Annotated in this window: 18 protein-coding genes; 16 read left to right on the top strand and 2 right to left on the bottom strand. The window is 33.7% G+C overall.

Translation table 11 applies throughout. The annotated features are described in order from the left end of the window. Positions 1-10: 10 nt before the first annotated feature. Entirely contained in the window at positions 11-1,198 is a 1,188-nt protein-coding gene (locus tag AC13DP_RS16260; protein WP_347406655.1) for a DUF5018 domain-containing protein, read from the bottom strand. 410 nt (positions 1,199-1,608) lie between these two features. Here AC13DP_RS16260 and AC13DP_RS16255 point away from each other — a divergent pair, with 410 nt between their 5' ends. The 16 genes from AC13DP_RS16255 to AC13DP_RS16180 all read left to right on the top strand — a co-directional run bounded on the left by AC13DP_RS16255 (position 1,609) and on the right by AC13DP_RS16180 (position 21,935). After that, positions 1,609-6,648 carry an ELWxxDGT repeat protein gene (locus AC13DP_RS16255; RefSeq protein ID WP_347406656.1) on the top strand — a complete coding sequence of 1,680 codons (5,040 nt, stop codon included), beginning with the start codon at positions 1,609-1,611 and terminating at the stop codon, positions 6,646-6,648. Then, a complete protein-coding gene (locus AC13DP_RS16250; protein WP_347406657.1) occupies positions 6,645-7,337 on the top strand; it encodes a fibronectin type III domain-containing protein in 693 nt (230 codons plus the stop codon). Before AC13DP_RS16255 ends, AC13DP_RS16250 begins: the two co-directional genes overlap by 4 nt. 101 nt (positions 7,338-7,438) lie before the next feature. Next, positions 7,439-8,914 (top strand): S41 family peptidase, encoded by a 1,476-nt coding sequence (locus tag AC13DP_RS16245; RefSeq protein ID WP_483068123.1) that lies wholly within the window; start codon positions 7,439-7,441, stop codon positions 8,912-8,914. Between the two features lie 227 nt (positions 8,915-9,141). Beyond that, positions 9,142-9,861, top strand: coding sequence for an energy transducer TonB (locus tag AC13DP_RS16240; RefSeq protein WP_347406659.1), 720 nt, complete (start codon positions 9,142-9,144; stop codon positions 9,859-9,861). 142 nt (positions 9,862-10,003) lie between these two features. Beyond that, positions 10,004-10,420, top strand: a complete 417-nt coding sequence (locus AC13DP_RS16235) for a hypothetical protein (RefSeq protein ID WP_228252251.1) — start codon at positions 10,004-10,006, stop codon at positions 10,418-10,420. 105 nt (positions 10,421-10,525) lie between these two features. Next, the gene (locus AC13DP_RS16230) at positions 10,526-11,146 is read left to right on the top strand and encodes a TetR family transcriptional regulator (protein WP_228252250.1); all 621 of its coding nucleotides are present in this window, start codon (positions 10,526-10,528) and stop codon (positions 11,144-11,146) included. Continuing rightward, on the top strand, positions 11,136-12,464 hold the full coding sequence (locus AC13DP_RS16225) for a TolC family protein (protein ID WP_347406660.1): 1,329 nt from the start codon (positions 11,136-11,138) through the stop codon (positions 12,462-12,464). The genes AC13DP_RS16230 and AC13DP_RS16225 overlap by 11 nt, the downstream gene beginning before the upstream one ends. A 13-nt stretch (positions 12,465-12,477) precedes the next feature. Continuing rightward, the gene (locus AC13DP_RS16220; protein ID WP_347406661.1) at positions 12,478-13,560 is read left to right on the top strand and encodes an HlyD family secretion protein; all 1,083 of its coding nucleotides are present in this window, start codon (positions 12,478-12,480) and stop codon (positions 13,558-13,560) included. 3 nt (positions 13,561-13,563) lie between these two features. Next, positions 13,564-15,159 carry an MDR family MFS transporter gene (locus tag AC13DP_RS16215; protein ID WP_339810865.1) on the top strand — a complete coding sequence of 532 codons (1,596 nt, stop codon included), beginning with the start codon at positions 13,564-13,566 and terminating at the stop codon, positions 15,157-15,159. 198 nt (positions 15,160-15,357) lie between these two features. After that, positions 15,358-15,771, top strand: a complete 414-nt coding sequence (locus AC13DP_RS16210) for a response regulator (protein ID WP_013072970.1) — start codon at positions 15,358-15,360, stop codon at positions 15,769-15,771. A gap of 6 nt (positions 15,772-15,777) precedes the next feature. Then, the gene (locus tag AC13DP_RS16205; RefSeq protein WP_347406662.1) at positions 15,778-16,338 is read left to right on the top strand and encodes a heme NO-binding domain-containing protein; all 561 of its coding nucleotides are present in this window, start codon (positions 15,778-15,780) and stop codon (positions 16,336-16,338) included. Beyond that, on the top strand, positions 16,316-18,685 hold the full coding sequence (locus AC13DP_RS16200) for a PAS domain S-box protein (RefSeq protein ID WP_347406663.1): 2,370 nt from the start codon (positions 16,316-16,318) through the stop codon (positions 18,683-18,685). The genes AC13DP_RS16205 and AC13DP_RS16200 overlap by 23 nt, the downstream gene beginning before the upstream one ends. Next, on the top strand, positions 18,682-19,818 hold the full coding sequence (locus AC13DP_RS16195) for an FIST signal transduction protein (RefSeq protein WP_483068122.1): 1,137 nt from the start codon (positions 18,682-18,684) through the stop codon (positions 19,816-19,818). The genes AC13DP_RS16200 and AC13DP_RS16195 overlap by 4 nt, the downstream gene beginning before the upstream one ends. Before the next feature lie 4 nt (positions 19,819-19,822). Next, positions 19,823-20,869 carry a sensor histidine kinase gene (locus AC13DP_RS16190; RefSeq protein ID WP_483068121.1) on the top strand — a complete coding sequence of 349 codons (1,047 nt, stop codon included), beginning with the start codon at positions 19,823-19,825 and terminating at the stop codon, positions 20,867-20,869. A gap of 6 nt (positions 20,870-20,875) precedes the next feature. Beyond that, positions 20,876-21,202 (top strand): Hpt domain-containing protein, encoded by a 327-nt coding sequence (locus AC13DP_RS16185; RefSeq protein WP_483068120.1) that lies wholly within the window; start codon positions 20,876-20,878, stop codon positions 21,200-21,202. Positions 21,203-21,212: 10 nt separating this feature from the next. Then, on the top strand, positions 21,213-21,935 hold the full coding sequence (locus AC13DP_RS16180; RefSeq protein ID WP_272957565.1) for a LytR/AlgR family response regulator transcription factor: 723 nt from the start codon (positions 21,213-21,215) through the stop codon (positions 21,933-21,935). Between the two features lie 704 nt (positions 21,936-22,639). On the opposite strand, the gene AC13DP_RS16175 is transcribed toward AC13DP_RS16180, so the two are convergent. Next, complete coding sequence (locus AC13DP_RS16175) at positions 22,640-23,056, bottom strand: hypothetical protein (protein WP_013072977.1); 417 nt, start codon at positions 23,054-23,056, stop codon at positions 22,640-22,642. Positions 23,057-23,188: the final 132 nt, after the last annotated feature.

Below are 23,188 nucleotides of genomic sequence, written 5' to 3'. Positions count from 1 at the left end.
GATATCAGAATTAATAAAAATCGACAATAGTTGAATCTCCCTCTCTAGCCTGATAATAGATATATATAGGCGTTGGAATATCTTCATATTTCGCATGATAAGAAGGAAACATGCTATAATTATTTGTAAGTGGAACTCTTAATTCCGTTTTATCTGAGTTAAGTTTTACGTAATGCCCATTGTAGGCATACACCCTACCATTATGTGCGCGGATCAAAACTCCGGGAGCTAAGTTTTCTCCATAAATAATTAATGTGTCACCTCTTACAAAACGTTCTTTATTAACGCCGGTAATCTTTGGAACATCTCCAGAAACTATATCAAACTCTCGTCTATAAGTGCTGAGTGTTTCACCGCTAACTTTGTATTTGAGCTCATAATTATCTACCGAAACTATGTTTTCTGGAAAATGAATTAAAAAATTATTTTCTACACCCAAGAGATCTTCACGATCGTAAGTTTCGTAATTGGAATATTCTAGCACATAAGAATTTTTATCATTCTCAAGTACCAGAGAAGAATTAGGGAGATTTAAGTTAATATTTAATCCGCTAATGAGCGGGATTGCATTACTATAATATATAGTCCTCAAAGAATTAAACCCTATTAGAAATGGATTGTATTGATAATCTACAGTAGATCCATCTTCAGCAATAACCGTAAATATTGCTGGATAACTATAATTAATAAAACCTTCTTCGTAACTATAAGTAAGTGAAGCGCCCTCAGAAATTTCTATATCCACTAATTCTCCTCCCGCATTTAATGGCAGAGTGATATCTATAATTTTATCAACTTGGTCTATCACTGCCTCGTAATTCTTACCCTCGAATTCCATGCTCACACTTAGTATTTCTTTATCTTCAGATAGTGCTCTGGTGTTCGAAGTTATTACACGATAAGTAGATTTTTCACCGTTTTGAGCTGTAACCGTATAATCTACTGGATTCATAAAATCTTGTGGTATTTCTGGATCAGGGCTTATTGATGCAAATTCCGATATTTCAATATCTGCAACTAAATTAGACTCTCTTTCGAGACCTATAGTATTTATTGATATTTCCTTTGAAAAATGATTAACCTGTCCCTGATAGTTTTGACCATCTACAAACAATTCAAAACTTAATATTCTGTTCTCACCACTTTTAGGCTCTTTATCCTTCGAACATCCAAAAATTATCATGAGCGTACAACACAAAATGATTCTGAAAAAACAAAGTGCAACTCTATTTTCACTCTGATTTTTTAACATAATTTTAAAATTTTCCAAATATACATTTTTATATAACCCTTGGGATTAAAAATAAAAAATATAAGGAATCCTGAATTCAAAATTATTTATTTTTTCAAACAATCCTTTAGATAAGGTAGTAACATTAACTTTAAGATATTGCATCTGGAACTAAACTTTGAGGTATTATTGATTTTCAATCAGTTATAAAATGTTTGAAAAATAAGCGAAATAATTTCTTTTTTACATATATTTAACATCTAGGAATAAGCCCATTTCCAAACAATATAAGCACTTAATATTGATTCTAGATTTTCGCTTCACTTAGTTTTTTCGATAAAATCTAAAATAGCGTAATAGAAGGAATTCGAAAATATATGAAAAAGCATCAAGTACTTTTTGCGGTTCTACTTTTTACTGTATGTAATTATAATTTAATAGCACAGCAATACGTGGGAACTTTTAATTCTATTGACGAAATAGTTTCACTAGGAGATAAAGATTATTTCGTAGCAGATGATGGCATACATGGTAAAGGACTCTGGAAAACCGATGCTACGCCTTACGGCACATCGATGGTAAAAGATATTCTAGAAGGGAGCTATGGTAGTGATCCGGAAAATTTATTTGTTTTCAAAAATCATATCTATTTTTCTGCAAATAATGGTATTACTGGCCATGAACTCTGGAAAAGCGACGGCACTAAAGAGGGAACAGTTTTATTAAAAGATATACATCCTTCACATCGTATTGGATCCAATCCAAGAAACTTTACAGTCTACAAAGGCGAACTTTATTTCACGGCATCCAATAAGTACAATAATGGCCCTCAAAAGCTATATAAAACAGATGGAACCTCTAATGGAACAAAACTTGTTTATGCTGACAATAGTTCCAGTTTTGCAAACTTAACCGTAGCCAACAATTTATTATATTTCTCTAATGGCCAAATATTATATCAATATGATGCAAATACGAATAATGCAAAAAAAATAGATATTGATGAATATTATTCGGTAGCAGAATTAAACAGTTTTAATGATAATCTCTATTTTATAACTCACACATCCTATCGTGGTAACATAAGACTTTATCGTATCACAGGATCAGGAGATGTTATATTATTAAAAGAATTTAAACAAAACAAATACGGTAATCAGGACATTCATGACTTTACAAATGTGGGAAATCTTGTTTTCTTTTCTAAAACTGAAGATGATGGCTCTAGCGATTATAAAAATACGCTATGGAAAACCGATGGATCTCCAGAAGGCACCGTGATAATTAAAAGTTATGATTGGCAACGTCATATCTACGGCTCCAGAATTTCTAACTTTATAGAGTACAAAGGAAAACTGTTTTTTAATGGAGGTCGAGAAAATGAGTTTGCCCTTATGCAGTCTGATGGTACAACTGAAGGAACTGTAGCTGTTACGAACGAAAATAAAGTTAATATCAATTTCGATAGTAGGTTTGTAAAAGCGAATGGTCTAATTTACTTTGCTAGCGGTCGTAATGTCTGGTATTCCAATGGTTCTGAAACCAATACAAAAAAAATATCCAATCTTACTTTATCTCGTAAATCTACCGGAGAATTATATTACCTAAAATCTAACGGTCAAGATGTATATTTTAGAGCAAGCTTACCTAACTTACCTAATAATAACTATTACAATCGTAGTGCTTTATATTCTACCAAACCTGGCGCTAATTTAACGGTCTCCAGTAAGTACACCACATTTAATAATGAACAAAAATTAAATTTAGAATCTAAAATCGACAGTGTTCTGAAAATTCAATTTCAACTAACCAATAATGGAAATAGTATTCTTACTTTCTCTAAAATTGAAGTTATAGGAAAAGCATTTTATTTAGATGGCAAAAACCAGCAAAAAAATTTAGAAAATAATCCATCGGGATTTTTTCCCAGGCAATTAGAAAGTGGAAAATCTGCTTATTTTAATCTTTATTATTATCCTGCTGAAAAAGGTCATCATAAAGGAATGCTAAAAATTTTTAGTTCTGATACTCAAACCCCTGAATTCAAAATAAATTTAAAAGCATACGCAAACTCTTCCGAATCAAATGAAAGTTCGGAAACTATGCTTCTTAAAAGAGAAATAACATTTGAACAAAGTAACATTCAACTTTCTTCAAATAGTTTTCGGGAAAATACACCTATATCCAGTATAATAGGAAAGTTTAATGTTAACAAAACTAATGATTACGAATTTAGTTTAATCCAAGGCGATGGCGATTATGACAATTCAGCTTTCAAAATAAATGATAACAATCTAATTCTGAATAAAGATTTTAAAGCGATATATCAAAACACAATAAGTTTAAGGGTAGCTGCTAGAAACAAATCGACAGATGAGATCATTGAAAACATTTTAGTCTTGAGAATTATAGCTGCATCAAATGAGGGTAATACTACAGATAAAGAATGCTCTATAGAAATTGAGAATATTCTGTATAACCTCAACGATGTTGTTCACCTTAAAAATAAGGAGTTTGTCGCTGTAGGTACAAATCAAACTATTTTAAAGACTTATGATGCAGGCGAAACATGGCAAAAAAAACATAAGGGTGACTTTAGAAACCTGCATCAGGTCAAATTCGCGAGCGATAAGATTGGTTATTGCGTAGGAGAACGTGTTTTACTGAAAACTCAAGATGGCGGAGAGACTTGGTTTCCGCTAAATTATCCTGAAGACGATTATCCATATCCAAACAAAGTGGCTTTTATTAATTCGGAAATTGGTTTTTTATATGGCGATGAAGGTAAAATCCTGAAAACTGTTGATGGTGGTAAAAATTGGATTAAAAAAGAGCTTGGCAATGATGATCTTTATTCGGTTTCTTTTATAAACCAAACTACAGGTTATATATGTAGCTCTAATACAAATAAGATACTTAAAACCACCGATACTGGGGAGACCTGGCACTCCATTGATCTAAATATAGATTATAGTTATGGTAGAAAATTTGCTGATATTTATTTTTTAAATGAGCAAAATGGTTATCTATTAAGTAGAGCAGGTGAAGTTTTTATTACTAAAGATGGCGGAAATTCTTGGATTAAAACCAAAAAGAACATAGATGGTACAAGTAAAAAATTATACTTTAATTTAGACAAAACCGGTTATTTATTGTCCAATACAGGGCTATATAAGACCGAAGATCATGGAGAAACGTGGAATAATCTTTTTTATTCCTATAAAATAGATTTTACAGCATTTGCCAATAGTAAAGATGATAATTATTCTATTATAGTTGATGGAGATGATTACTCATTTAATAATGGAATTGCTATCAAAAGTCCTAATAAGGAGTGGAAAATAAGATCAAATATCTCACCCGCTACTGGAAACTACGCAGTTACAGCTTTTGAAGATAATGTTGGAATATATTTATCTAGAAACGAAGCATATCGTACTAAAGATAATGGTTTAACCTGGAGTGAAATAAGTCTACCAAATGAACACGGTATAGTGACCCATGCTGTGATTAGAAAAGGAGTGTACTATGCTACAGGTCGGTATAATTTTTATAAGAGTATAGATCATGGTGAAACATGGATCAAACTGGGAGCTTTAGATTATAGCAGATTTTTTCACTTTATAAATGATCAAACAATAATAGCAATAGGAAAAAGCGAATCAAATGGAATATTAAGATCTGTTGATGGCGGTGAATCATGGAATCTTACCTATGAGGATTTTATTATAGCATATGACCTGGATTTTATAAATGAAAAGGAAGGTGTAGGTGTAGGGCTGAATGGAATTATAAAAACTGTAGATGCCGGGAAAACATGGAGGAAAATAAATATTCCTAAAGGACAAACAGAAACGAGTTCTTTCCTTTATTCGGTTGAATTCTATGAAAACATTGGCATAGCCGGAGCAGAGCAGGGAATTCTGTATAAATCGATCGATAAAGGAAATACCTGGAAAAGAGTTTTTACCACTATTAGCGATAAAACTGAATTTCTATACGCCAAATCGAAGAATGAATGGTATGCTGTAAGTGGCCCAATACTTTATAAAAGTAGCGACGCAGGAGAAACTTGGAATGCTGTTAAAAATATAGGAACCAGTTTAGATAAGTTTTATAAGAATGGTAAGAATTTATATGCAAATAGTACTGATCCTGAAATTTTCAATATTTCTTTGGATAGTAAAAATACTCCCAACATATCAAACATTGACGGGGACCTAGAAGTTGTTGAGGGAACAAAATCAACTTATTCAGTTCTTAATGAAAATGCTATTAATTATAAGTGGAGTGTATCGGGAAATCCAGAAATCAATTTCCAGCAAAACTATGCTGAAGTATTATGGAAAACGCCAGGCACATATACTATAACTGTAACTCCTATAAGCTCCTGTTCAACTGGACCCCAAAAATCAATTGAAGTAAAAGTTCTGGAGAAAAATGATTATGACATTAAAATTACAGGAGACACAAATGTCAAAGAATTTTCCACTAATAAAACTTACAGAGTTTCTGAAAAAGAAGGCATACGATACCAATGGTTTGCCGATGGTGTTGCAAATATCACTCAAAATAAGAATACTATTTCGGTAGATTGGGGACCACATGGTACAGGAACCATTCAAATTATTGAGACCGATATCAAAACCGGCATCAGACATTTTGCTTTTTTAAATATTAATATTGAAGAAATCGAGCTTGGTGCCGCAATTTTAGAGGTTACTAATGCGACTTGTATTGGTAAAAAGAACGGAAAACTAAAAATTAATACAGGAGATTCTTCTATTCCATATACCGCAGTCCTTACCACGGGGAACGAAAGATTTGTAAAAGATTTTGTGAATGATCTTACATTTAAAGAGCTAAAATCCGGAGAATACATGTTATGCCTTACAGCTAAAGTCAATAATTACAGCGATTGCTACACATTTAAAATATTAGAGCCAGAAGTATTCGAGGTTCAAACAAACGCATCCCAATCGAATATTAATAAAACCACAATCAATATGAAGGGAGGAGAAAAACCATATCGCGTATTTTTAAATGGTCACCAAATCGCCAATACGCATAAAGAGAATATTGCCGTAAATACAACTGCAGGGGATTACCTAGAAGTAGTTTCTTCAGGTGATTGTTCTTTATCATATGGGGAGCGTATCAGTACCAACCTAAAAGCAATAGCTTACCCCAATCCCACTTTTAATTCTACTTTTATAAATTTAGAAAAAACAAGGTTTTCAGAAAACAAACTAATTCAAACAAACTTATATTCTTCCGCTGGAAATTTACTATTTGCAGGAAACATTAAAATTAAAAACAAAATACTTGAATTTGATTTTAGTGAATATGCAACTGGTATTTATTTTTTAAAACTTGGAGAAAATAACCCTGAGACAATTAAAATTATTAAAAGATGAGGAAGCTATTAATTTTCATATTATCCATTTTTTGCTTGTTTTCATGTTCACCAGAAAATAGTTCTAATGAAGATCCAAATATTCCAAGCAATCAAGCACCTACTGCTCCTCAATTGATCTATCCAGATGATAACTCTCTTTGCATCAATCAGGATATCGAATTTTCTTGGAATGAAGTTAATGACCCCGATGGCGATAAAGTGAAATATATAATTGAAATCTCTAATAACCGCTCTTTCTCTGACATTTTTAAAACTGAATCTACCACCAGCCTCTCTATTAATATAATTTTCCCTAAGGGCCAAGCTTATTACTGGCGATTATATTCCATGGACAATATGGATAATAAGAGTACCTATTCAAACGCCTATGCTTTTTATGTAGAAGGTGAGGCTGCTAATAATCATATTCCTTTTAAAGCTAAGTTAATAGCTCCCGGCAATAACTCAAACGCTATAAGCGGAACCACTATTTTATTAAATTGGGAGTCATCTGATATAGATGATGATACTCTTACTTATGATATTTATTTTGGAACAGATGGCAATCTCAACCTTATTAAAAAAGATTTAGAACAAAATAATCTAGAAGTTGACATAGAAACTAATAAAAAATACTATTGGATTGTTAATTGTTCTGATGGGAAGTCTACAAGTTTGGGAGATAGATGGACCTTTAGTACTAAATAACGTTAAAATCCACATCATAATAATCCACAGTAGTAGTATCTTCGTATATTTTATAAAATCAATTGGCATAATTGCTGATATACTCTAAAAAATTGCAACTAATGAAAAAGAATTTTTTACTATTACTATTCTTAGCAAGTTTATTATTTTCCTTTAATGCATGCTCTGATGATAGTGATATTATAGAGGAAGATCCCACTGCAGAAGAAAAAGAACAAACAGAAGAAGAGCGAATTGATTTTGAGGTTAAAAGTTTTATTTATCGAGGACTTAATGATATTTATCTTTATAAAGCCGATGTTCCAGAATTGGCTGATGATTATTTTACCAACGATAAAGCAAAAACCGATTTCCTAAACAATTTTAGTACTCCCGAATCACTTTTCGAAAATTTGCTTTCAAGCCAGGATAGATTTAGTTTTATTACGGATGATTATGAGGAACTTGAAAATCAATTCGACGGAATAAGTGGAGCCACCGGAATGGAATTTGGACTCGGAGTAATTAGAGGGACAAATGATGTTTTTGGATATATACAATATATTTTACCGGGAACATCTGCTGAAGAGGAAGGATTATCGAGAGGAACAATTTTTACCGAAGTTGACGGAGAGCAATTAACAACCTCAAATTATACTGAATTATTATCTAAGGATGCTTTTACTATCAATACTGGCTATGTTGAAGACGGCGTAATCCATATGACGGATAATACGGCCAATCTTACCGATGATTACTATACCATGAATCCTGTATTTATTAATAAAGTGATTGAGCTGAATGGAAAAAAAATCGGGTATCTAATGTATAATAGCTTTATAGCAAATTTTGATAAAGAACTTAATACAGCTTTTGGTGAATTTAAAAGCGCAGGTATTACCGATCTTATTTTAGATCTAAGATATAATGGCGGAGGATCTGTCACTACTGCTACAGATCTGGCAAGTATGATCACCGGACAGTTTGAAGGTCAGGTATTTGCCCAGGAGCAATGGAACGAAGATTATCAAAAATACTACGAAGAAAATTTTCCGGATTATCTTATCAATGAATTTGATACTGAACTTAGTACGGGCGAAATAATCAATAGTTTAAATTTAAAGGAAGTTTATATCCTTACTACCGTTTCAACGGCATCTGCAAGTGAACTTATAATTAATGGTCTGGATCCTTATATAAATGTGGTGCAAATTGGTGAAACAACAACTGGTAAATTTCAAGCTTCAATTACACTATATGATAGTCCAACATTTAGCGAAAAAAACAGGAACGACGAGCATACTTATGCTATGCAGCCTCTAGTACTTAAAATAGCCAATAAAAATGGATATACTAATTTTGTAGATGGTTTGATTCCAGATATTCAAATAGAAGAAGATTTAGGCAATTTAGGTATACTGGGCGATCCCGAAGAACCATTTTTATCTCGTGCACTTGACGAAATTCTAGGAAGGTCACAAATTCAAACTAAAAGAATTCAAGAAAATAAAATTGATTTCGCAAAAATTGGGGAGGGTAATATGTTCAAGCCTACATACCAAAAAATGTATATCGATAAAACTCCTTTGAGTAAGTAGTAAATTCATTTATTTTATATTTCTTAAAAGCGATTGTATATAAAAGTACAGTCGCTTTTTTTATGCCTGAAATGAAGAACATCAACCTATATATTTTTGTATAATCTAAAAATTCAATTCTTCGGCACGCTTGTTGTGATTCGAGATATTATCCCCACTACCCTAATTATCAGTACGTCTGATAAGTTCAAGTTGTAACTTTTTTATTAACATAAATTCTTTTCATTATGAAACCAAAGAAAAACCCAAAGGCAGATCTTAGGAAAAAGACCGTTCTATTTTTACAAATTGGACTTATTGCCGTCTTGCTGTTATCCTATTTTATGATTAATCTCAAAACTTATGATCAACAGCAGGCGACGACAGAAAAATGGGATCCCTTGGATATCCCTGAAGAAGAAGCCATCCCTATAACTAAGGTTCAGGAAGACTTACCACCTCCAAAACCTAAAGATCCACCGGTAATCGAGATTACAGAAGATAATTCTTCCGAACCTGAAGACGAAATAGAAACTACAGAAACCAGTCTTGATGATATCGTAGAAGTAGATGATATTATAGAAGTACTTGATAACGAACCTGTAGAGCCGGTTCCATTTGAGTTTATCGAAGATGTCCCTATTTTTCCCGGATGCGAAAACTTAAAGGATAACGAAGAACGAAAGGCCTGTATGAGTGAAAAAATTTCGCGCTTTATAGGTAAAAAGTTTGATACCGGGTTAGGGGAAGATTTAGGTCTAAGCGGTATAAACCGTGTTACGATTATGTTTGAAATAGATAAAAACGGTGAAGTTAAAAATGTAAAGGCAAGAGGACCACACAAACTTCTTGAGGAAGAAGGGAAAAGAGTTATTAATCTTTTACCTAAAATGGAGCCTGGGAAGCAAAGAGGTAAACCTGTACCTGTTCGCTATACTATTCCCATAAACTTTCAAGTACAGAATTAAAAAATTTACGTATTGACAAATTATACTTTTCAAGGGCCGGAAAAAATTCCGGTCTTTTCTTTTTAAAGCATCAAACAAACTGATTTTTAACTTCAAAGATTCAAATAAAAATTGTACATTCATTAGCCATATACTTGATATCATGAGACTTTCAGATTCAAAATATATCGATCAGGTAATCGAGATTATCGACTATGACTTTGGGATTTATTATTTCCTAGACGATATTATCGTTTCTGAAATGCACGAAGGGATTACTTTCAACTGGGCATGTGCTGAAAAAGTAATTGCTGATGCCAAGAGAATTTTAGGTGAGGATTGCCATCCTCATTATATATCTAATCGCATACATCAATATTACACCGTCTCTCATGACTGGCTTAAATTCTTCAATAATCGTTATTTCTTAAAAAGCTTTTCAGTCATTACATCACATCCCTCGGGCATGATGAATCTGATCTTTGAGCGTATGTTTTATAGACGAAAAATTTTTCAATTTTCTTCACTTCACGAAGCCTTTCTGCATATAAAAGAACTTAAGGAAGACAGAATAAAATAACACTGCAATTTCCTTCTAAAACGTTATAGGTTAAAATAAAATCAAACAAATGTTTAATTTAAACAATTGTTTAAATTTGTACCCTGATTTTTTGTAATTCAGGTTATGGAATTAAATGAGAAACAAATACATATTCTAAAGGTTTCAGAAGAATTATTTTCTAAAAATGGTTTTGACGGAACTTCAGTTAGGATGATAGCAAAAACGGCCGGCATTAATATTGCTATGATCTCTTATTACTTTGGAAGTAAAGAAAGACTTCTGGAAACCCTAGTCTCTTACCGAATTTTAAATTTTAAAATTGAAATAGATCAGGTAATTCAGAAGGAAGACACTTTCATGAAAAAGATTGATGCCATAGTTGCTGTCATCATAAATCGTATTCATAATGGTAGAAGGATTCAAAAACTGATACATTTTGAGTTTTCCAGAGAAAATCCTAAAATCGATTTCTCTAATTATCTCCGGGAAAAGCAGGAAAATCTGGAAACCCTTAAAAAATTAGTGGAAGCAGGGCAAAAAGAAGGTGTTTTTAGTAAAAATGTAAACATAGAGCTTATTATCCCAACAATTTTAGGAAGCTATTTTAACCTCTATTATAACAAAAAAATATATTCTAAAGCTCATCGCCTGTTTCAGGAGAATGATTTTGATGAATTTGTAACAACCACCTTAACCCAACATATTCAAAGAACAATTAAAGCACTTTTAACATATGAAGAGTAAATCCTTACTGTTAGTGTGTTGTTTATTTTTTGGTTTTCAGAGTTTTTCCCAGGAGAACAAAACTTTAAGCCTTGAAGAAGCTGTAAGTATCGCTCTTAACAATAGTGACGATGCAAAGCTTGCGGAAACAACTATCAAAACAGCCACAGAAGAACTGAAGGTTACTAAAAATAATCAATATCCAGAGTTTTCTCTATCTGGACAATATCAATACCTTACCAGTCCGAATATCGATCTACAACTTGCGATAGCAAGTGCTGAACCCGCCAATGGAGAAACCGGAGGGTCAGTTAGCCCAGACATTAATCAAATCATGTTAGGACAAGCCAGCATTTCTATGCCTATATTCTCTGGATTTAAACTTAAAAATGCGGTACATGCAAGCCTTAATAATTTTGAAGCAACAAGTCTAGAAGCGACTAGCACCAAAGAACGCATTGCGCTACAAACTATAAGTACTTATCTTAATCTTTATAAGGCCCAGCAAATGGTAGCCGCGGTGAAGGAAAACCTTAAAAGTGCCCATCAACGAGTAAAAGACTTTAGCGCCATGGAACAAAACGGCCTATTAGCCAGAAACGATCTTTTAAAAGCACAGCTTCAGGAGTCAAATATTAATCTTACACTACAGGAAGCCCAGAAAAATGTTAGCATTCTAAATTATAGATTGGCGACTTTTTTAAAACTTCCAGATAACTTTACTTTTAAGTTGCCTGAAGAAACTATTGGTGTCACACCTACTGTGGAACGTATTAGCATTCAACGTGCAGATTTGGAAGCCTTGGATTACAGGCAAAAAGCTTCAGAAAATAGTATCAAAATGGCTAAAGCTGCCTATTATCCTTCTATTGCACTAATTGGTGGATATGCTGCTTTAGATATTCAAAATGCTTTAACAGTAACTAACGCTATAAATATAGGAGTTGGAGTAAGCTATGATATTTCAAAGATTTTTAAAGCAAAGAATGATGTGAAACTCGCACAGCATAAAGCTGAAGAACTTCAATACAATATCGCTAAAGCTAAAGATGACGTAAAAATTCAGGTTAAAAATGCAAAAGAGGAGTATCAGCTTGCTTTGACCCAATTCGAAGTTTATTCACAATCACAGGAACAGGCAGAAGAAAATTACCGCATTGTTAAAGATAAATATGATAACGGGCTCGTAGATACCAATGATCTTTTAGAAGCCGATGTAGAACAGCTTCAGTCTAAAATAAATAAAACAAACGCCCGTGCCGATATCAGCTTAAAATACTATCAATTATTACAAGCTGAAGGTCATTTAACAAACAAATTCAATTTCAAAAACAACTAATCTTTTTAATAAGATGGAAGAAAAGAAAAAAACAAATAAGAAGTTTATCTTCATTATAGGAGCCTTAATACTCGTTGGGATCATATATGGCGGCTATAAATTTATACATTCCCTTTCGCACGAAGAAACCGACGATGCCCAGGTAGAAGCGAATATGAACCCTATTATTCCCCATGTTAGCGGTTATGTTGAGAAGGTTTACGTTAGCGATAATCAAAAAGTAAAAAAAGGAGATACTTTATTAATCATCGATAATCGCGATTATAAAGTAAAGTTACAACAAGCAAAAGCTAATCTTTTAGCTGCCCAAAGTCAGGTTGGAGTTGCTCAAGCCAGTATAGGCTCTTATCAGGCCAACGCTGCGGCATCAAACTCGCAAGTCAAATCTGCCGGTGGAAATATTAAATCTGCGGAAATAAAATTATGGAGAGCTCAGCAGGATTTTAAACGTTACGAAAATCTTTTTGCCAATCATTCTATTACAGAACAGCAGTATGAACAGGCACTTGCCGCAAAACAAGAAGCCGAGCAACAATTAGAAATTCTTAAGAATCAGGAAAAAGCTTCTGCCAGTCAGCGCAATGCGGCGGTATCGCAAACTAAGATTTCAGAAAATCAGGTGAATGTTGCTGAAGCCAATGTAGAAAGTGCAAAAGCTGCGTTGGATGCAGCTTCATTAAATATGGATTACACCATAATCACCGCACCAATAGATGGGCAATTATCTAGTGTAGATATTCAACCGGGACAATTTGTACAACCGGGGCAATCTCTCTTCTATTTAGTCAATACCTATGATAAATGGATCATTGCAAATTTTAAAGAAACTCAGCTGGAAAAAATGCGAATCGGGCAAAAAGTCGGGATTGAGGTTGATGCCTATCCAGATTACGAATTTGAAGGTAAGATTACCGCCTTTTCTCCCGCTACCGGTGCCAGATTCTCTTTACTTCCTCCGGATAATGCCACGGGAAACTTTGTAAAAACAGTACAAAGATTGCCCGTTAAAATTGAATTCTCTGATGAGAATGATAAAGAAAAATTAGATCGTCTACGCTCTGGAATGAACGTGCTGGTCGATGTGCATTTAAAATAAATTATGGCTGAAGATAAAGCTCAAATACAAGACGAAGACAGTCTGGTTGAATATGGATTCCGAAGAGTAATTATTACAATCACTGCCGTTTTATGTGCGCTTCTGGAAATTATTGACACTACGATTGTAAATGTTGCGCTAAATGATATGCGCGGTAGTCTTGGCGCCACTTTAACAGATATAGCATGGGTTATTACCGCTTATGCTATTGCCAATGTAATCATTATCCCAATGACAAGTTGGCTTTCTAAGCAGTTTGGTCGCCGAAATTATTTTGCGGCTTCTATTATCATTTTCACCATCTCTTCTTTTCTATGCGGAAATGCAACTAATATCTGGGAACTGGTAGCCTTTAGGTTTATCCAGGGAATGGGTGGTGGTGCTCTTTTAGTTACGGCACAAACTATTATTACTGAAAGTTATCCTATAGCAAAACGCGGTATGGCTCAGGCCATCTATGGAATGGGCGTTATCGTTGGTCCTACTTTAGGACCACCACTAGGTGGCTATTTAGTAGATCATTTTTCCTGGCCGTATATTTTTTACATTAATATTCCGCTTGGGATTATTGCCACTTTCCTTACTATTCTATTTGTAAGGAGTCCTAAATATGGTGATAAACTCAAAGCAAATCAAGTTGACTGGTGGGGAATTATACTCCTTGCTACTTTTATAGGATCATTACAATTTGTTTTAGAACATGGCCAGCAAGACGACTGGTTTGAAGATGGCACGATTGTTACCTTATCGGTAATGGCCGCTTTTGGACTGGTATTATTTATTTGGAGAGAACTTACTTACAAATACCCAGTGGTAAATCTTAGGGTATTGAGAGATACCAACTTAAGTATTGGTACAGTACTTACCTTTATACTTGGATTTGGGCTTTTTGGTTCCACTTTCATTATTCCTATTTATACCCAATCTATTTTAGGCTGGACAGCTACAGATGCGGGACTTTTACTTATCCCAAGTTCGATCACTACAGGTTTAATGATGCCGATAATCGGTAAACTTTTAGAACGCGGAGTACCTCAAAAAATACTGGCCGCCGCTGGTTTTGGAGTCTTCTTTTTATATAGTTTATGGATGTATTTATTGATGACACCCGATACTGGAGCTGAAAATATGTTTTGGCCACTCGTCGTACGAGGAGTTGGATTAGGATTATTATTTGTACCTATTACTACGCTATCGCTTTCTACTTTAAAAGGCAAGGATATTGGTGACGGTGCTGCTTTTACAGGGATGATGAGACAACTTGGTGGATCTTTTGGTATTGCCATTATAACCACCTTTGTTTCGAGATTTACCCAGCAACACCGGGTAGATTTAATACCAAATATTAGTCTGATCGATTTTCAGGTACAGCAAAGAATACAAGCACTACAACAAAACTTCATTCAAAAAGGATTTAGTATTAATGAATCTTTAGATAAGGCATATACCTTACTAAATGCCAATGTTATGCGACAGGCTACCGTACTTTCGTATATGGACGTTTTTCTTTATCTGGGAATTTTATTCTTGATTTGCGTTCCTTTTGTACTCTTAATTAAAAAAGGATCTGGTAAAGTAGACACTAGTTCTGTTCATTAAAAAATTACTACCCCAAATGCCAAATACTGGCATTTTTAAAGCCGTCGGATACCCCCAATTTCCGATGGCTTTTTTTATCCATTTCCATTCAACTATCGAAAACAACCGTTTAACGACACTAACCCCGAATTAAACGAATGTTATTTAATTTTCACTATTATTATATGAATTTTGTTCACTTAAGACACTAAAATTAAAATGAAAAATAAGCTGACCATCCTTTTTATAGAGGACGATATGATCGAAGTGATGAAATTGAACAGAACGATTTCTTCCCTATCCCTACCTCACCATATCATTGAAGCTAAAAATGGTGAAGAAGCCCTTACGATCTTAAATAAAAAAGATCGACTTCCAGATATTATATTTTTAGATCTGAATATGCCTAAAATGAATGGTATAGAATTTCTTAAAATCTTAAAGGCGGATGACATCTTAAAATATATCCCTACTATTATCCTAACCACTTCCAGTAACCGAAGAGATCTTTTAGAATGCTACAAAATTGGTATTGCAGGATACATTATTAAACCTTTAAAGTACGAAGATTATGTATCTAAATTAAGCAGTGCCCTGGATTATTGGAGCCAGAATGAATTAATTAAAGGATAATCAATTATGAAAGGTATCGTATTTACAGGCTTTCTCGATATGGTCGAGAAGAAATTTGGTATTGAGGTAGTAGACCATATTATAACAGAATCCAAACTACAATCTGAAGGAGTTTATACCTCTGTAGGTACATATGATTTTGTAGAAATGCAAAGTCTTTTAGTAAACCTTAGTAAAAAAGTAGCTATCCCCCTAGACGATCTTATTTATAATTACGGACTTTATTTTTTTGACACCCTCGTAACTATCCATCCGGGAATCTTTGCACTGTATAAAGATCCCATAGAATTACTTTCTTCTATAGAGAATCATATTCATGTTCAGGTAAGAAAATTATATCCAGGAGCAGAACTTCCAACTTTTAAAATTATAAAAAAGCACGAAGATGAATTGGAAATTTTGTACTTTTCAGAGAGAGCGATGTACATGTTCGCCAAAGCCCTAATGGAAAAAACTTTTGAACACTACGACCAGGATTCCCAAATACAATTAGAAAAAATTGAAAATAATGGGACAAAGGTCAGATTCCTCATATCTAAAAAAAATGGAACCTACCAAAAAAATTGAAATATTAGAAAGAGCACTTGAAAGAGAAAAAAAAGCCAGAAAACTGGCTGAAAAAATTTTAGAAGAGAAATCAACCGAACTATATGATCTCTCTGAAGCTCTTCGGCAATCCAATAACCGACTTAAAGAACTTCTAAAGGAAAAAACCTCACAATTAGAAGGGGTATTTGTTAATATTATCGATGCATATATCATTATGGACATTCAGGGGAATGTCTTGAAAATGAATCAGGCCGCTAAAGATATGCTTGGTTATGATAATGAAAAAGAGGTTGTAAACCTACTAAAATTAGTTCATTCAGATTATGTAGAATATACGGCAGCGGCATTTAAACAACTATATCATACCGGTAGTTACAATAATTATAAAGCCCGTATTATTACGAAAGATGGTACTGAAAAAATAGTTCAAATTAATGCAAGCATTATCTATGACCGTGAAGGAAAACCGATAGCTGCACAGGGGGTCGCCAGAGATATTACCGAAGAGATAGAAATTAAAAAACAACTGGAATCTCAAAACAAACAGTTAGACCTCATTTTAGACAACTCCCCTATTGGTATCTCACTTACGCAAACTAATTTTAAAGGTGCGCTTAAAGTGAATAAGGCGCTAATTAATATGTTTGAATATTCTTTAGAAGAATTCAACAATCTTAGCATCAAAGACATTACCCATCCAGAAGATAATGACAGCAGTGAACAATTAAGACAAATGGTCGAAGGGAAAATAGACTCTTATACGATCAACAAACGCTACATCAAGAAAAGTGGTGAAACACTATGGGCCAAAACAAAGGTTGCCGCTATTAGAGACGAAAATGGGAAAATTCTATACCAGGTGGCTACTATAGAAGATATTACCAAAGAAAAAATTGCTAAAGAAAAAATTGAAGAGTCCGAAAATAGACTTTCAACCCTAATTGTTAATCTGCAAACGGGTATTCTACTGGAAGATGAAAACCGTAAAATACTGCTCACCAATACCAAATTTTGTAATCTCTTTGGGATCGAAGCTCCGCCGGAATTATTAAAAGGAGCAGACTGCTCTAACGCAGCTGAAGAAAATAAAAAATATTTTAAAAATCCTGAACAATTTGTACAGAGAATTAGTGAGTTATTACGTAAAAAAGAAACCGTTATTGGAGAAGAATTAGAGCTAGTTAATGGAAGTATTTATGAACGAAGTTACATTCCTATTTATCACGAAGGACGCTACAAAGGCCATCTTTGGAGTTATGATGATATAACTATTCAAAAAAATTATAAAGAAAGTCTTAAGGCTCAAAAAGAAAAATATAGTAGTATCATCGCCAATATGAACCTGGGACTTTTAGAGGTAGATCTTAACGATCAAATCCTGATGGCTAATCAAAGCTTTACTGAGATGAGTGGCTATAGTGAAGAAGAGCTCCTTGGGAAAACCGCATCTGATATTTTTCTAATTCCCGAATCAAAAGCCGACTTTGATAAAAATGACAAAGTTCGAAGAAAAGGAATGTCAAACTCCTATGAAGTACGCCTAAAAACCAAAGACAATAAACTTAAATACTGGTTGGTTAGTGGTGCCCCTAACTATGATGTAAATGGCAAAATGCTTGGCTCTATTGGGATTCACCTGGATATTACAGAAATGAAACTGCTAGAAACTCAAAAAGAGCAATTGCTTAAGAACCTGGAGCAGCAAAACGAACATCTTAATGAATATGCCCATATTGTTTCTCACGATTTAAAATCACCTCTAAGAAATATCTCTGCTCTTTTAAGCTGGACAAAAGAAGACTTTAGAGAAAAGCTTGGTGAAGAAAGCCTGATGAACCTGGATCTTATGCAGGGAAAAGTAGAAAAGATGGATCATCTAATCGAAAATATCTTAAGATATTCCAGTATTGAAGATGGTAATATTCAAAATCAGGAACTGAACCTTCAGGAACTGGTATCAGAAATTATTGAGTTAATTTACATACCAGAGCATATTTCGGTGAGTATTCTTAGAAAATTACCGATAATCTACGGAGATCGCACCCGGATTCAGCAAGTCTTCCAAAACCTGTTAAGCAATGCGGTAAATTATATTGATAAAGAAAAAGGATTTGTAGAAATTGATTATACAGAAAATACGACACATTACACCTTCAGCATTAAAGATAATGGGATAGGTATAAAAAAAGAACATCACCAACGTATTTTCAAGATTTTTAATGCATTAGGAACTCACGAAAAATCTACTGGCGTAGGTTTAAGTATAGTAAAAAAAGTAATCGACTTATATGAAGGAGAAATCTGGCTGGATAGTGAGGTTGGTAAAGGAACCGTATTTTTCTTCAGCTTAAAAAAACAATCATGAAAATAGTTCAGGCATCTAAAGCCATAAGTTCTTCCTGGCAATATAAGGGTAATCACAAAGAACAACTAAGCAATCCTTTGGTTCTGATTTTTGCCGATAGGAAACTGTTGCAGGATCCTGAAATTTTAGAAGATATAAGAGAGGAATTTCCCTATAGACATCTTATTTTCGGAAGCTCGGCGGGAGAAATAATAGGACAAAAGGTAACTGAAAACTCGGTAGCAGTAACCTTAATTGAATTCGAAAAATCTACTTTTGATATCAAGACTGCTAACATTTTAGAATATAATAAAAACGGGGAAGCGCTTGGTTTTGGATTAGCCAGTCGTTTTAAAAAAGAACATCTAAAACATCTTTTTATAGTTTCTGAGGGAAGTTATGTGAATGGCAGTGATTTAATTAAAGGAATTGAAAAATATACCAATCAGGAAATAAGTTTAACAGGGGGACTTTGCGGTGATGGTGACCGGTTTGAAACTACTTTAGCTTCTTATAATGAGAATCCTAAAAAGGGAGAAATTGTTATGATAGGACTCTATGGTGAAAGTTTAGAAATTAGTTATGCCAGCTATGGCGGCTGGATACCCTTTGGCCCCGAAAGAATTATCACAAAATCAAAAGCTAATGTTTTGATGGAACTGGATGATTTACCCGCCTTAGATCTTTATTCAAGATACCTTGGTAATAAAGCCAATCAACTTCCACAAGCCGCATTACTTTATCCTTTAAACATCAAAGAAAAAGGCAAAGAACATAACCTGGTACGCACCATTTTGAATATCGACGTTAAAAACAAAACGATGATTTTAGCCGGTGATGTCCCTGAAGGCTCGCACGCACAATTAATGATGGCAACAGTAGATGGCATTGCTGAAGGAGCCTCTACCGCCGCTGCAATGGCCCTTAAAAAACATACTAAACCGCCACAACTTGCTTTACTGGTAAGTTGTATTGGCCGTAAATTAGTAATGGATCAGCGTGTAGAAGAGGAAATTGAAGAAGTCTCTGAAATTTTGGGAAAGCAGGCTGCTATAGCCGGTTTTTACTCTTACGGAGAAATAGCTCCATTTTTTACGAGCAACGAATGTAACCTGCACAATCAAACCATGACCCTAACCTTAATTAGCGAATAATATTATGAACCGCCTACTAAGCCGACAAATAAGAAAATATTTTCCTGAAGAATTCGCAAAAGAGAAAAGATTTCAAGATTTTTTTAAGGCCGTAGAGGAATCCTACAATACCAACGACGAGCAATTAAGCATGATCCAAAGGGCTATGAAAATAAGCTCAGACGAATTATTTAGTGCTAACCGAAAATTAAAAATAGAGGCCCAAAGCCAAAAGCAAATCTTAGACCGTTTAAGAGCTGTTATTTCTACTTTAGATATTAAAAACTCCACAAGTAAAAACCAACCTGAAGAAGAGCTTAATGTATCAGACCTGGCTACCTATATTGAAGATCAGTCCAGAGAAATAGCTAAAGCACACAAAGAACAAAAAGAGCTCTTGTTACACCTGGAAAAGAAAAATCAGGTATTATCAGACTATGCGCATATGGTTTCACACGATCTAAAATCTCCTCTAAGGAGCATCAACAGTTTAGTCACCTGGCTAAAGGAAGACTACAAAGAGAAAATTGATGAAGGCGGAATTAACCAGTTAGATATGGTTCTTAAAAGTGTGGAAAAAATGGATGCTTTGATTAGTGGAATCCTTAATTACTCGACCATAGATCAGGAAATTTTAGACACTTACGATGTAGATACCTGGCATCTGGTAAACGAAATTATCCAGATTATCTATAAACCTTCACATATAAAAATTGAAATTTCAGACCAGCTTCCAATAATCCAAGGTGATAAATTTAGGTTACAGCAGTTATTCCAGAATTTAATTCAAAATGCGGTCAAAAGCATTGATAAGCCTAAAGGTTTCATCAAGGTCGATGTTAAAGAAAATGATAAATATTGGGAATTCTCAATCCATGACAACGGAAAAGGCATTGATAAAGACCATTTTCAGAAAATTTTTCAGATATTTGAAAAAATTGATAATGATTTTAATTCTACCGGAATTGGATTATCCATCGTAAAAAAGATTATTGATTTTTATGGTGGTCATATCTGGTTAGAAAGTGAGTTATCAAAAGGCACCATTTTCTACTTTACTTTACCTAAATAAACCGACATGGAAGAGAAACCTAACTACTCTTACATAAGCCAGCTATCTGGTGGAGATAAAAATTTTGAAGAACAATTACTGGATGTAGTTCGTTTAGAACTTCCTCTGGAAATAGAAAACTACAAAAATCATTTAAAAACAACTGACTTTATGCGAGCCGGTGACGACGTGCATAAAATTAAACATAAAATTAGTATTTTAGGCTTAGAAAAGAGTTATCAGGTTGCTATAGATCATGAAGACAAGCTTCGGGAAGGAGTTGTAGATCCCGAATTACTTAGCCAATTTGAAAAGATTCTTGACGCAATGACCACGTTTATTCAAAAAGCCTAAAATCTAACCTATGCAATGTATAATTGTTGATGACGAAGCAACTGCAAGAGCTATATTAAAAAAACTTGCTTCAAACAATGAAGAGCTAGAAATACAAGCAGAATTTTCTAATGCCATCCAGGCCATTAAGCATCTTAATCAACATCAAGTTGATCTTATTTTTCTTGATATACATATGCCCGATTTTACCGGTTTCGACTTTATTCAAACCATTAAAAATCCACCAAAAATTATCCTATCCACCTCAGATAGAAATTTTGCGATTGAAGCTTTTGAATATGATTGTATTGTTGATTACCTCGTAAAACCTATCACTCAGGAGCGATTTGATAAGGCTATTAAAAAGGCGCTAAAATTTTCTCCAAAGGATAACATTAACGATATTTCTTCAGAAAAAGTAGAAGCAAACCCTAAAGATTCTGGTAACGATCTTTACGTAAATATTGATCGTAGATTAATCAAAATCGATATTCCCAGTATTTATTTAATTGAAGCCAGGGGTGATTATATTTTGATTAAGACCTCAGCAAAAAACTATACAGTGCATTCTACTATGAAAAAAATTGAAGAGAAATTACCTGATCATCTCTTTTTAAAAATTCATCGATCTTTTATCATAAACGTAGACAGAATCATTGATATTGAAGACAACAGCGTTTTAATCGAAAAAGATGTAATTCCGGTAAGCCGTTCTAGTCGTCCCGAATTGATGAAACGTTTAAATCTTCTATAACTAAGACTTCCAACTACAACTCAACGAAACTTAAGCACCTTCCATCTATACTTTAAAAATCCTCAACGATTTCTTCCAATGCCAGCCTTATTGCTGCTCTATATTTGTCATGTAGTTAAGTGATAAACATATCAGCAAACTACTTGATGATTGACATATTTTTGTTTTTGAGTTTAACAGCTCAGTATCATTCCTATAAATCTAAAAGCCCTACTAATTAGAGAATAGGTTTGACACTGAGTAGGCATTAATCGGTCCGGGAAAGAAATCTCCTCGGTAGATACATGATAAAGAATTAAAGCGACCGCGTTATTGCCTTTCATTAAAAATTGGGATTGGAAGAATTCCCTTTTCAAATAAAAGAAAAGGGAATTTAAAAAATTGTTTAGGCTAATACATTATAGATAGTTGGATTATAAGATTGGTTAGTTGGTTAGGTTAGGTTAGGTTGAAAATGCCGGGAGTGGTTACCCGGCATTTTCTTTTTAAAAAATCTTCCGAAAACAAAAAATAGTAATTGCCAGTCTTATGTAGCTATTCAAAATTTAAAAAGCTTCATTTTTTATATCCGTACTTCTGTATTAAAATCAAACTGTTGTTCATTTTTTTACTTGAGGTATATTTATAAACACCCGAAAAGCAAGTATTTAAATTACATGATGAAGATGTGCGCTGCGCTTATAAAAAGATGATATTCTAACTAATTAGATATAACTTTTAGAAATGGCACCAAATTCATTAAAGAAATGATTTTTTTGTCGCTGATTTTCGAAGTCAAGAAGTTTTGAAATTGAGTGATTTTCATCTGCAACATTCAGCACACCATGCATAAGTGACGCTAGAGCATCGCGATGTGAACTTTTCAATCTTAAAGTATTTACATATAGAGAATTTGATTTAAAAAAGATTTTCTTTTTAGAAAACGGACTGAAAATTGTTTTTACTAAAACTCGTTCTTCAGTCTCAAGAATGGCAAGAAATTCTTCAGACAATTCTTTTTTACAATAGGTCGCTAATAAATTATTGACCTCAGCTTTAAAGAATGGACTAATCAACAATTGATTTGCTCGTTCAACAATGCGGTAAGTTTTTAAATGTTTACCTGAGTAATCTAATTTCATAGGGAATTTAACTCATTTATGGAACATACAATAGAACCATAAAATTTTAGCGTAGGTTATATAAGTAAATTTTGGGATCTCAAAAATAATTAGCTTACGTGTATCACTAAAATCATTTATAACTATTTAATA

The sequence above is a fragment of the Zunongwangia sp. L-65 genome, assembly GCF_056859415.1.
This window is presented reverse-complemented; position numbering and strand designations above follow the sequence as displayed.